This window comes from Klebsiella sp. WOUb02, from assembly GCF_050058015.1.
In the GTDB taxonomy this organism is placed as follows: domain Bacteria; phylum Pseudomonadota; class Gammaproteobacteria; order Enterobacterales; family Enterobacteriaceae; genus Klebsiella.
This window is the reverse complement of sequence record NZ_CP170110.1, coordinates 3,776,040-3,788,039: the sequence shown is the minus strand read 5'-3', so window position 1 is coordinate 3,788,039 and position 12,000 is coordinate 3,776,040. Positions and strand designations below refer to the sequence as shown.

9 protein-coding genes and 2 pseudogenes are annotated in these 12,000 nt (G+C 55.9%); 6 read left to right on the top strand and 5 right to left on the bottom strand.

Features of this window, described 5'->3' with window-relative positions; translation table 11 throughout:
- Positions 1 to 131: 131 nt before the first annotated feature.
- From yidA to dnaA, 5 genes and pseudogenes are all read right to left on the bottom strand, one after another.
- The gene (yidA, locus tag ABOC21_RS25365) at positions 132 to 944 is read right to left on the bottom strand and encodes a sugar-phosphatase (RefSeq protein WP_426813696.1); all 813 of its coding nucleotides are present in this window, start codon (positions 942 to 944) and stop codon (positions 132 to 134) included.
- Between the two features lie 211 nt (positions 945 to 1,155).
- A pseudogene (gene gyrB / locus ABOC21_RS25360) lies at positions 1,156 to 3,571 on the bottom strand (DNA topoisomerase (ATP-hydrolyzing) subunit B).
- Between the two features lie 28 nt (positions 3,572 to 3,599).
- Entirely contained in the window at positions 3,600 to 4,673 is a 1,074-nt protein-coding gene (recF, locus tag ABOC21_RS25355; RefSeq protein WP_426813695.1) for a DNA replication/repair protein RecF, read from the bottom strand.
- 138 nt (positions 4,674 to 4,811) lie between these two features.
- The gene (gene dnaN / locus ABOC21_RS25350) at positions 4,812 to 5,912 is read right to left on the bottom strand and encodes a DNA polymerase III subunit beta (RefSeq protein WP_095102386.1); all 1,101 of its coding nucleotides are present in this window, start codon (positions 5,910 to 5,912) and stop codon (positions 4,812 to 4,814) included.
- Between the two features lie 4 nt (positions 5,913 to 5,916).
- Complete coding sequence (gene dnaA, locus ABOC21_RS25345; protein ID WP_426813694.1) at positions 5,917 to 7,320, bottom strand: chromosomal replication initiator protein DnaA; 1,404 nt, start codon at positions 7,318 to 7,320, stop codon at positions 5,917 to 5,919.
- 322 nt (positions 7,321 to 7,642) lie between these two features.
- On the opposite strand from dnaA, the gene ABOC21_RS25340 reads away from it, so the two are divergent.
- From ABOC21_RS25340 to mnmE, 6 genes and pseudogenes are all read left to right on the top strand, one after another.
- Positions 7,643 to 7,723 carry a hypothetical protein gene (locus ABOC21_RS25340; protein WP_426815575.1) on the top strand — a complete coding sequence of 27 codons (81 nt, stop codon included), beginning with the start codon at positions 7,643 to 7,645 and terminating at the stop codon, positions 7,721 to 7,723.
- Positions 7,724 to 7,941: 218 nt separating this feature from the next.
- The gene (gene rpmH, locus ABOC21_RS25335) at positions 7,942 to 8,082 is read left to right on the top strand and encodes a 50S ribosomal protein L34 (RefSeq protein ID WP_004871828.1); all 141 of its coding nucleotides are present in this window, start codon (positions 7,942 to 7,944) and stop codon (positions 8,080 to 8,082) included.
- 15 nt (positions 8,083 to 8,097) lie between these two features.
- Positions 8,098 to 8,457 (top strand): ribonuclease P protein component, encoded by a 360-nt coding sequence (gene rnpA / locus ABOC21_RS25330; protein ID WP_071844868.1) that lies wholly within the window; start codon positions 8,098 to 8,100, stop codon positions 8,455 to 8,457.
- A complete protein-coding gene (gene yidD, locus ABOC21_RS25325; protein ID WP_071844869.1) occupies positions 8,421 to 8,678 on the top strand; it encodes a membrane protein insertion efficiency factor YidD in 258 nt (85 codons plus the stop codon). The genes rnpA and yidD overlap by 37 nt, the downstream gene beginning before the upstream one ends.
- 2 nt (positions 8,679 to 8,680) lie before the next feature.
- Positions 8,681 to 10,330 (top strand): membrane protein insertase YidC, encoded by a 1,650-nt coding sequence (gene yidC, locus ABOC21_RS25320; protein ID WP_426813693.1) that lies wholly within the window; start codon positions 8,681 to 8,683, stop codon positions 10,328 to 10,330.
- Between the two features lie 194 nt (positions 10,331 to 10,524).
- Positions 10,525 to 11,890: pseudogene (gene mnmE, locus ABOC21_RS25315) on the top strand (tRNA uridine-5-carboxymethylaminomethyl(34) synthesis GTPase MnmE).
- The last annotated feature ends 110 nt before the right edge of the window (positions 11,891 to 12,000 follow it).

Below are 12,000 nucleotides of genomic sequence, written 5' to 3'. Positions count from 1 at the left end.
ACAACAATATTGTGTTGTACTACAATTTAGATCACAAAAACGACAATTGATAATGAGAATATTTATGGCGGGGAAACGGCAGACATAAAAAAACCCGCGAGGGTCGCGGGCTGATTTCCAGGAAAGAGGGTTTAATTTAGAACATACTTTTCAATGGCATACGCCACGCCGTCATCAAGGTTTGATTTGGTAATAAAGTTTGCCGCTTCTTTAACGGTCGGTATCGCGTTATCCATCGCCACGCCGACGCCGGCGAACTCAATCATCGCAATATCATTTTCCTGATCGCCAATCGCCATGATCTCTTCCTGCTTGATATTCAGCGCATCGGCCAGCGACTTCACGCCGGTGCCTTTATTGACGCGCTTATCGAGGATCTCGAGGAAGTATGGCGCGCTTTTCAGCACGGTATATTTCTCTTTCACTTCTGCCGGAATGCGCGCGATGGCCTGGTCCAGAATCACCGGCTCATCAATCATCATCACCTTCAGCAGCTTGATGTTGGGATCCATATTTTCGGCTTCACAGAAAACCAGGGGGATGGTTGCAACATAGGATTCATGCACCGTGTAGTAGCTTACATCGCGGTTGGCGGTATACAGGGTATTGCGGTCAAGCGCGTGAAAATGGGAGCCGACGTCGCGGGAAAGCTGTTCCAGATAGCGGTAGTCATCATAGCTCAGCGCCGTTTGCGCAACGGTGCTGCCGTCGCTGGCCTTCTGCACTAACGCACCGTTGTAGGTGATGCAGTAGTCTCCCGGCTGCTCCATGTGCAGTTCTTTCAGGTAGCTGTGCACGCCGGCATATGGCCGACCGGTGGTCAGCACCACGTTGACGCCGCGCGCGCGGGCCGCAGCAATCGCGGTTTTAACAGCGGGAGAGATGGTATGGTCCGGCAGCAGAAGCGTGCCGTCCATATCAATTGCAATCAGTTTAATGGCCATGAGATCCCCAGGTAAGATGAGTCCTGACTCATGCTAACGCGATTCCGCTCAAAAAACAGCAACAGAAACCAAGGAAAACGGGGATGGGTTCGGCAGGGGAGATTCCCCTTTTCCCGCATAAAAAAACCCGGATGACGCCGTTGAGCGTGCGATCCGGGTTTATCAAACGCCAGCCCCGGTCAGCGAAGCGCCAGACCGGGTAATCTGCGGCTTAGATATCGATATTCGCCGCTTTCAGGGCGTTTTCTTCGATAAAGGCGCGGCGCGGTTCAACGGCGTCGCCCATCAGGGTGGTAAACAGCTGGTCGGCGGCAATAGCATCCTTAACGGTGACGCGCAGCATGCGGCGGCTATCCGGATCCATGGTGGTTTCCCACAGCTGGTCAGGGTTCATCTCGCCCAGACCTTTATAGCGCTGGATAGCCAGGCCGCGACGGGACTCTTTCACCAGCCACTCCAGCGCCTGCTCGAAGCTGGCAACCGGCTGACGGCGTTCGCCGCGTTCGATAAACGCGTCGTCTTCGACTAGGCCGCGCAGCTTCTCGCCCAGGGTGCAAATACGACGATACTCGCCGCCGGTCACAAACTCATGATCCAGCGGATAATCGGTGTCTACGCCGTGGGTACGGACGCGAACAATCGGCTCAAACAGTCTGCTGTTCGCTGTTTGCGTGAATATCAAACCTCCACTGGCTGCCGTGCTGCTCTTTCTCATTCAGATCGGTTACCAGCGCATTCACCCAGCGCGTAACGGCCTGCTCGTCAGAAAGGTCGGCTTCGCTCAGCGTTGGCTGGTAGATAAGCTCTTTCAGCATCGTTTTCGGGAAGCGACGCTCCATGCGGCCAATCATTTTCTGCGTGGCGTTGAACTCGGCAACCAGCTTCTCTAACGCTTCGCCGGCCAGGGCCGGGGCGCTGGCGTTAGTGTGCAGGGTGGCGCCATCGAGGGCGATGGAGATCTGGTACTGATCCATCGCTTCATCGTCTTTAATGTACTGTTCCTGCTTGCCTTTCTTCACTTTGTACAGCGGCGGCTGCGCAATATAGACGTGACCGCGCTCGACGATTTCCGGCATCTGACGGTAGAAGAAGGTCAGCAGCAGGGTACGAATATGCGAACCATCGACGTCCGCATCGGTCATGATGATGATGCTGTGATAACGCAGCTTATCCGGGTTGTACTCATCGCGGCCGATACCGCAGCCCAGGGCGGTAATCAAGGTCGCGACTTCCTGAGAAGAGAGCATCTTGTCAAAACGGGCTTTCTCGACGTTGAGGATTTTACCCTTCAGCGGCAGGATGGCCTGGTTTTTACGGTTACGGCCCTGCTTGGCAGAACCGCCCGCGGAGTCCCCTTCCACGAGGTACAGTTCGGAGAGCGCCGGATCGCGTTCCTGACAGTCAGCCAGCTTGCCCGGCAGGCCAGCCAGGTCCAGCGCGCCTTTACGACGGGTCATCTCACGGGCACGACGTGCCGCTTCGCGCGCGCGCGCGGCGTCGATAATTTTACCCACCACGATTTTGGCGTCTGACGGGTTTTCCAGCAGGTATTCGTTCAGCAGCTCGTTCATCTGCTGCTCTACCGCCGATTTCACCTCGGAGGAGACCAGCTTGTCTTTGGTCTGCGAGGAGAACTTAGGATCCGGAACTTTCACGGAAACGACGGCAATCAGGCCTTCGCGGGCGTCGTCGCCGGTGGCGCTGACTTTAGCCTTTTTGCTGTAGCCTTCTTTATCCATGTAGGCGTTCAGGGTACGGGTCATCGCCGCGCGGAAGCCCGCAAGGTGCGTACCGCCGTCGCGCTGCGGAATGTTGTTGGTAAAGCAGTAGATATTTTCCTGGAAGCCGTCGTTCCACTGCAGCGCAACTTCGACGCCGATACCGTCTTTTTCGGTCGAGAAATAGAAGATATTCGGGTGAATTGGCGTTTTGTTCTTGTTGAGATACTCAACGAACGCCTTGATGCCGCCTTCGTAGTGGAAGTGGTCTTCTTTGCCATCGCGCTTGTCGCGCAGGCGGATGGAGACGCCGGAGTTCAGGAACGACAGCTCGCGCAGGCGTTTTGCCAGAATCTCATATTCGAACTCGATCACGTTGGTGAAGGTTTCATAGCTCGGCCAGAAACGTACCATGGTGCCGGTTTTTTCGGTATCGCCGGTTACGGCCAGCGGCGCCTGCGGCACGCCGTGGGCGTACAGCTGACGGTGAACTTTATTATCGCGCTGAATCACCAGCTCCAGCTTCTGCGACAGGGCGTTAACCACGGAAACGCCTACGCCGTGCAGGCCGCCGGAAACTTTATAGGAGTTATCATCAAACTTGCCGCCTGCGTGCAGTACGGTCATGATGACTTCTGCCGCCGATACGCCCTCTTCCGGGTGAATACCGGTCGGAATGCCGCGGCCATCATCCTGTACGGAGACGGAGTTATCGCTATGGATGGTGACAACGATGTCTTTACAGTACCCTGCGAGCGCTTCGTCGATAGCGTTATCCACAACCTCGAATACCATGTGGTGCAGACCGGTGCCGTCATCCGTGTCGCCGATATACATACCCGGGCGCTTACGCACCGCATCCAGCCCTTTCAGGACTTTGATACTGGAGGAGTCATAAGAATTCGACATCAACGTTTCTCGCTCATTTAATCTTGGGTTAATCCGTTATTTTACCCTTTTCCACGGTGAACATCTTCGAATTTTTGTCCGACATGTCCATTACGTGCTCAGCGCTTATTGCGCTGACGAAAACCTGCGACTGCGTGGCTTTTAAGCGGCTGGCAAGCAGCCCGCGCCGCGCGTCATCAAGTTCCGAGGCAAAATCATCTATCAGATACAGACAGCGTCTCCCGCTTTCGCGGGTTAAAAACTCGCCCTGTGCCAGCCGTAGCGCGCACATCAGGAGTTTGAGCTGCCCACGTGACAAAGTATCTTCGACCGGCGCACCATCGGCACGTATGCGGAAATCCGCTTTGTGCGGGCCGTGGGCGGTGTAGGTCAGCATGCGGTCACGCTCGAAGTTTCTCTCCAGCACCTCGGCGTAATCTGTTTCTTTTTCCCAGCCGCGCTGGAAGGAAAAGGTCAGAGAGAATTCAGGTAAAAACTGCTTACAGGTATCCGCCATGTCTTCGACGATAGCGGCGCTGTAATCGGCGCGCCAGCGGCTAATCTGCTCCGCCAGCGGGATCAGCTCCAGATCCCAGGGCCGAATTTGCGCATAGCGGCCAACCTGACGCAGCGCGGCGTTGCGCTGCTTCAGCAGGCGCTTGAGGTTGCTCCAGGCGGTAAAAAACCCGGTTTCATTGTGAAAGCATCCCCAGTCAAGGAAGGCTCTTCGGTATTTGGGACCGCCGTTGAGTAAAGTAAACCCTTCCGGCGTAATCAGCTGCATCGGCATTAAATGCGCCAGCTCGGCCACTTTATGGCCATCGGTGCCGTCAATGCGGACCTTGCTGTCGCCCAGCTTGTCTTTGGTCAGACCGATAGCGACCTCACGTTCGCCATCCTGCAGGCGCCCGTGTAGCACGAACGACTCCTGCTCATGGCGGATGACGCGGCCAATTTGCAGGCTGCGAAACGCCCGGCCGTGACCGAGCGTATAAATGGCTTCCAGCACGCTGGTTTTGCCGCTGCCGTTGGCGCCAACCAGAAAGTTAAAGCCGGGGGATAGGGCAAGATCCGCATTTTCGATATTGCGGAAGTCTTTGATGAGTAATCGGGTTAGCGACATATCAACTCATAGCCAGGGCGTTATCGTCGCAGTTAGTCTGGTTACGGCCAGCGCGCAGCAACCGGAGCGTACTAAAGTACGTGAGGATTGCGAGCACTGCCCGGAGCCAGAATAACAAGTAAGATAGCCCGATATTTTCTACAACCTCATGGGCATGACAACGTAGGCTGCCGATTGCGACGCCGCATCCTCAATCTGCACGCTCGAAACCGAATCGGTCAGCAAAATACGCACGTTTTCGCACTTCAGCGCATTCAGCACGTCCAGCACGTAGCTGACGTTAAAGCCGATTTCCATTTCGCTGCCGGAGTAGGAAACGTCGAGGATCTCTTCCGCCTCTTCCTGCTCCGGGTTATTGGCGGTGATTTTCAGCTGATTTTCGCTGACGTACAGGCGCACGCCGCGGAACTTCTCGTTCGACAAAATCGCCGCCCGGGCAAACGCCTGCTTGAGGATATCGCAGCCGGCGTCCAGATGCTTATCCGGATTCTTCGGCAGCACGCGGCGGTAGTCAGGGAAACGACCGTCCACCAGCTTCGAGGTAAAGATGAAGTCGCCGACGTGGGCGCGGATGTTGTTGCTGCCAATCTGCACGCGCAGCGGCGTATCGCCGCCGTCGAGCATGCGCATCAGCTCAATCACCCCTTTACGCGGCACGATCACCGAATGGTCAGGCAGCGATTCACCCAGCGGCATAGAGCAGACCGCCAGACGGTGCCCGTCGGTAGCGACGGTGCGCAGTTCGTCGCCTTCGGTTTCAAACAGCATCCCGTTTAAGTAATAGCGGACGTCCTGATGGGCCATTGAAAACTGGGTGGCTTCAATCAGGCGCTTCATCGTCGCCTGCGGCAGCGTGAATTCAACTTCGCTCTGCCAGTCGTCGAGATTCGGGAAATCGGCGGCAGGCAGCGTCGACAGCGAGAAACGGCTGCGCCCGGAGCGCACCAGCATCCGATCGCCTTCCAGCTGAACCGCGATCTCCGCCCCTTCAGGCAGGCCGCGGCAGATATCAAAGAATTTACGCGCCGGAACCGTCGTTGCGCCCGTTTCATGCGGTTGCATCAGCGCAACGCGCGCCACCATTTCCATCTCCAGGTCCGTGCCGGTGAGCGACAGCGCGCCTTCCGAGACCTGAAGCAGCAGGTTACCGAGAATAGGCAGCGTCGGACGACCACCTAACGGGCCGCTTACCTGTTGCAAAGGTTTTAATAAATGTTCACGTTCTACGGTAAATTTCATAGCGTCACGAGGATAATGTTCTGATTAAATTGGAAAAATCTTCTTTGATATCGTGGCTTTCTTCACGCAGCTGCTCAATCTTACGGCAGGCGTGCAGCACGGTGGTATGGTCGCGGCCGCCAAACGCGTCGCCAATTTCCGGCAAACTGTGGTTGGTCAGCTCTTTGGCCAGCGCCATCGCCATCTGACGAGGACGCGCCACCGAGCGGGAGCGGCGCTTGGAGAGCAGATCCGCCACCTTAATTTTATAATACTCCGCCACCGTCTTCTGAATATTGTCGATGGTGACCAGCTTTTCCTGAAGCGCCAGCAGATCGCGCAGCGCTTCGCGCACGAAATCGATGGTAATCGCCCGGCCGGTAAAGTTGGCGTTAGCGATAACGCGGTTCAGCGCCCCTTCCAGCTCACGTACGTTGGAACGCAGGCGCTTGGCAATAAAGAAGGCCACTTCACCCGGCAGACGAATGTCGTTTTCGTCCGCTTTTTTCATCAGGATCGCCACGCGGGTTTCCAGCTCCGGCGGCTCGATCGCCACCGTCAGCCCCCAGCCGAAGCGTGATTTCAGACGATCCTCAACGCCGTTGATCTCTTTCGGATAGCGATCCGAGGTGAGAATGATCTGCTGATTACCTTCCAGCAGGGCGTTGAAGGTGTGGAAAAACTCTTCCTGCGAGCGCTCTTTATTGGCAAAGAACTGAATATCATCGATCAAAAGGGCGTCGACGGAGCGGTAGTAGCGCTTAAATTCTTCGATCGCGTTGTTCTGCAAGGCCTTAACCATGTCCTGAACAAAGCGCTCGGAGTGCATATAGACCACTTTGGCGTTCGGTTTGCGCGCAACGATGCCGTTACCGACCGCGTGCAGAAGGTGGGTTTTACCCAAACCGGTGCCGCCATAAAGGAATAGCGGGTTGTAGGCGCCGCCCGGGTTATCCGCAACCTGACGTGCCGCCGCGCGGGCCAGCTGGTTAGACTTACCTTCGACAAAGTTATCAAAGGTATGCTTGACGTTGACGTTAGAGCGGTAGGTGGGTTCCGCCGGCGCCGGGACGTTATCCCAGCCCGGGCGCACGAGGGTCGGCGCAGCGCGCGCCATCTGCACCTGCGCGGCCGGTACGGCTGCCGCGACGTTATTTACCGCGCTGCGCTGCGGCTGTGCCGCCGGTTTGCTGCCGACTTCAAACCGCAGCTGTGGAGCATCAGCACCGCAAAAATCATTGAGGAGTCCATTGATATTATTGAGGTATTTATCCCTTACCCAATCGAGCACAAAACGGTTTGGCGCATACAGTGCCAGCGTGTTATCGCTCAGTTCCGCCTGCAACGGGCGTATCCACATACTAAATTCTGTGGCTGGTAACTCATCCTGCAATCGGGCAAGACACTGCTGCCAAAGCGAAAGTGACACGGCGGACTCCACTCGAACGTAAAATCGATATCAAGAAAAAAAGAAACAATCGTGATTGTTGGCGCACGTCGACCAGACCCTGCATAAGCCGAAAAGCCCCTGCACAAAAGGGGTGACGTGCGAACCGCTATCTGCGGTTTTGGTCCGATGCGGATCCGGGGATCGCGATCGGGACCGGGGATCATAGCCTAAACTGCAAAAGATATCTTGTGTTTCTCAACAGATTCTTCCCGATTTATCCACAGGAAGGATCGAAGCCGGGTAAGTGTAATCGATCCTGCGAGAGGAGGGGCACGATTTCGCCCACATATTGGAAAAATTAATGAGCTATGCCGGTTTTTGGCCTAAACGATCTAACAAAGATCCCCGGCGATCCTTGCGCTTTACCCGTCAGGCCGTATAATCCTCCACCCGGTGCGTAATGCCCGTTTTCAGCAGCCTGTCTCAGCTCATTTTTTATGCGACAAGGTGTGAGAAATAAGGAAAGAGAATTGACTCCGGAGTGTACAATTATTACAATCCGGCCTCTTTAATCACCATCGCTGAGGCGTTAGTCGTTCGAAGTCCGTTCGGGTATACGCAAAAGTCAGTGAAATTATTCAAGTTTAGGTAGAAACCGCCATGAAACGCACTTTTCAACCGTCTGTACTGAAGCGCAACCGTTCTCACGGCTTCCGTGCACGTATGGCTACTAAAAATGGTCGTCAGGTTCTGGCACGTCGTCGTGCTAAAAGCCGTGCTCGTCTGACCGTTTCCAAGTAATAAAGCTAACCCTGCGTGGTTAAGCTAGCATTTCCCAGGGAGTTACGTTTGTTAACTCCCAGTCATTTCACTTTCGTCTTCCAGCAGCCACAACGGGCTGGCACGCCGCAAATCACCATCCTCGGCCGCCTGAATTCGCTGGGGCATCCCCGCATCGGTCTTACTGTCGCCAAGAAAAACGTCAAACGCGCGCATGAACGCAATCGGATTAAACGTCTGACGCGTGAAAGCTTCCGTTTGCGTCAGCATGAACTCCCGCCAATGGATTTCGTGGTGGTGGCAAAGAAAGGGGTTGCCGAACTCGATAACCGTGCTCTCTCGGAAGCGTTGGAAAAATTATGGCGCCGCCATTGTCGCCTGGCTCCCGGGTCCTGATAGGCCTTATTCGGGTCTATCAGCGCCTGATTAGTCCGCTACTCGGGCCGCATTGTCGTTTCACTCCAACCTGCTCAAGCTACGGAATTGAGGCATTGCGCAGGTTTGGTGTGGTAAAAGGCAGTTGGTTGACAGTGAAACGCGTATTAAAATGCCACCCTTTACACCCTGGTGGTGACGATCCCGTCCCGCCTGGACCATTTGATACCAGAGAACACTAACGATGGATTCGCAACGCAATCTTCTTATCATCGCTTTGTTGTTCGTGTCTTTCATGATCTGGCAAGCCTGGGAGCAGGATAACAATCCGCAACCCCAGCAGCAGCAGACCACGCAGACAACGACCACAGCAGCGGGTAGCGCCGCCGACCAGGGCGTACCGGCCAGTGGCCAGGGGAAACTGATTACGGTTAAAACAGACGTGCTCGATCTGACCATCAACACCCGCGGTGGTGATGTTGAGCAGGCGCTGCTTCCGGCTTACCCGAAAGCGCTGAAGTCTACCGAACCGTTCCAGCTACTGGAGACCACCCCGCAGTTTATCTATCAGGCGCAGAGCGGTTTAACCGGTCGTGATGGCCCGGATAACCCGGCGAATGGCTCTCGTCCGCTGTATAACGTCGATAAAGATGCGTTTGTGCTGGCCGATGGCCAGAACGAAATCGTCATTCCGCTGACGTACACCGACCAGGCCGGCAACGTATTCACCAAAACGTTCACCCTGAAACGCGGTGAGTATGCGGTGAACGTAGGCTATAGCGTACAGAACGTCGGCGCAAAACCGTTGGAGATCTCCACCTTCGGTCAGCTGAAACAGTCTGCTAACCTGCCATCCGCTCGCGATACCCAGACCGGTGGCCTGTCTACGATGCACACCTTCCGCGGTGCCGCGTATTCAACTGCAGATGCCAAGTACGAAAAATACAAATTCGATACCATCGTCGATAACGAAAACCTGAACGTCAGCACTAAAGACGGTTGGGTTGCCATGCTGCAGCAGTACTTCACTACCGCATGGGTTCCGCAGAATAGCGGCACCAACAGCTTCTACACCGCGAACCTCGGCAACGGTCTTGTCGCTATCGGCTACAAATCTCAGCCGGTTCTGGTGCAGCCGGGTCAAACCGATAAGCTGGAAAGCGTGCTGTGGGTCGGCCCGGCAATTCAGGACAAAATGGCTGCCGTTGCGCCGCACCTCGATCTGACCGTTGACTACGGCTGGCTGTGGTTTATCTCTCAGCCGCTGTTCAAGCTGCTGAAATGGATCCATAGCTTCCTCGGCAACTGGGGCTTCTCGATCATCGTTATTACCTTTATCGTTCGTGGCATCATGTACCCGCTGACCAAAGCGCAGTACACCTCCATGGCGAAGATGCGTATGCTGCAGCCGAAGATTCAGGCGATGCGTGAGCGTCTGGGCGATGATAAACAGCGTCAAAGCCAGGAAATGATGGCCCTGTATAAAGCGGAGAAGGTTAACCCGCTGGGCGGCTGCTTCCCGCTGATTATCCAGATGCCAATCTTCCTTGCGCTGTACTACATGCTGAGCGCCTCGGTTGAGCTGCGTCATGCGCCGTTTATCCTGTGGATCCACGACCTGTCTGCACAAGACCCGTACTACATCCTGCCGATCATCATGGGCGCAACGATGTTCTTCATTCAGAAGATGTCGCCAACCACCGTGACCGACCCGATGCAGCAGAAGATCATGACCTTTATGCCGGTCATCTTTACGGTGTTCTTCCTGTGGTTCCCGTCGGGCCTGGTGGTTTATTATATCGTCAGCAACCTGGTCACCATTATTCAGCAGCAGCTGATTTATCGTGGTCTGGAGAAGCGTGGCCTGCATAGCCGCGAGAAGAAAAAAACCTGATTCTCTTCATTCTTCAAGCCGCAGATGCGTTGGCTTCGTTAGTTCGCCCCAGTCACTTACTTCAGTAAGCTCCTGGGGCATCTCTAACTTGCCGCCTTCCTGCAACTTGAACTATTTCGAGAATATACGGTAAAGTTAATGCCAGAGAAGGCGGTCAATAGACCGCCTTTTTTACATTTACATAGAGAGTCATCATGAGCCATAACGACACTATCGTCGCCCAGGCAACCCCACCGGGACGCGGTGGTGTGGGCATTCTGCGCATCTCCGGCCTGAAGGCGCGCGAGGTCGCAGAGACGGTACTCGGCAAGCTGCCAAAGCCGCGCTATGCCGACTACCTGCCGTTCAAGGACGTTAACGGAACGGCGCTGGATCAGGGCATCGCCCTGTGGTTCCCGGGGCCAAACTCCTTTACCGGCGAAGACGTCCTCGAGCTGCAGGGCCACGGCGGCCCGGTTATTCTCGATCTGCTGCTCAAACGTATCCTGACCCTTCCGGGCCTGCGCATTGCTCACCCGGGAGAGTTCTCCGAACGCGCGTTTCTCAACGATAAGCTCGACCTGGCTCAGGCCGAGGCGATTGCCGATCTGATTGACGCCAGACTCCGAGCAGGCGGCGCGTTCGGCGCTGAACTCGCTGCAGGGCGCCTTCTCCACGCGCGTAAACCACCTTGTGGAAGCGCTGACCCACCTGCGAATCTACGTCGAAGCGGCTATCGACTTCCCGGATGAGGAAATTGATTTTCTCTCCGACGGCAAAATAGAGGCCCAGCTTAACGACGTGATGGCCGATCTCGACGCGGTCCGCGCCGAGGCCCGTCAGGGCAGCCTGCTGCGTGAAGGAATGAAGGTGGTGATCGCCGGGCGCCCTAACGCCGGGAAATCGAGCCTGCTGAACGCGCTGGCCGGGCGTGAAGCCGCGATTGTGACGGATATCGCCGGAACCACCCGCGACGTGCTGCGCGAGCATATCCACATCGACGGCATGCCGCTGCACATCATCGATACTGCCGGTCTGCGCGACGCCAACGATGAGGTTGAGCGCATCGGTATCGAGCGCGCGTGGCAGGAAATCGCCCAGGCCGACCGGGTGCTGTTTATGGTGGATGGCACCACCACCGACGCCGTCAATCCCGCGGAGATCTGGCCGGACTTTATCGAACGCCTGCCGGCAAAACTGCCGATTACCGTGGTGCGCAATAAAGCCGACGTCACCGGCGAAACGCTGGGTCTGAGTGAAGTAAATGGTCACTCGCTTATTCGCCTCTCGGCGCGTACCGGCGAGGGCGTTGAGGCGCTGCGCAATCATCTTAAGCAGAGCATGGGCTTCGAGACCAATATGGAGGGCGGTTTCCTCGCCCGCCGCCGCCACCTGCAGGCGCTGGAAACGGCGGCCAACCATCTGCAGCAGGGTAAGGCCCAGCTGCTTGGCGCATGGGCCGGCGAGCTGCTGGCAGAAGAGCTGCGGCTCTCGCAGCAGGCCTTAAGCGAAATTACCGGTGAATTTACCTCTGACGATCTACTGGGGCGCATTTTCTCCAGCTTCTGCATCGGCAAGTAGCCGTACCTCGCGTAGTCCGTGAACGTTCACTAACCCGCATTAACCGGCCGTTGATGCGGGCTTTTACTTTTTAAGCCCCCCATTTTTCCTCTCAGGAAATCATTGTTGTC

Coding starts and splice junctions, on each gene's coding strand:
- yidA (WP_426813696.1), bottom strand. CDS start 944: ATGGCCATTAAACTGATTGCAATTGATATGGACGGCACGCTTCTGCTG.
- recF (WP_426813695.1), bottom strand. CDS start 4,673: ATGTCGCTAACCCGATTACTCATCAAAGACTTCCGCAATATCGAAAAT.
- dnaN (WP_095102386.1), bottom strand. CDS start 5,912: ATGAAATTTACCGTAGAACGTGAACATTTATTAAAACCTTTGCAACAG.
- ABOC21_RS25340 (WP_426815575.1), top strand. CDS start 7,643: ATGAGCTATGCCGGTTTTTGGCCTAAACGATCTAACAAAGATCCCCGG.
- rpmH (WP_004871828.1), top strand. CDS start 7,942: ATGAAACGCACTTTTCAACCGTCTGTACTGAAGCGCAACCGTTCTCAC.
- yidD (WP_071844869.1), top strand. CDS start 8,421: ATGGCGCCGCCATTGTCGCCTGGCTCCCGGGTCCTGATAGGCCTTATT.
- yidC (WP_426813693.1), top strand. CDS start 8,681: ATGGATTCGCAACGCAATCTTCTTATCATCGCTTTGTTGTTCGTGTCT.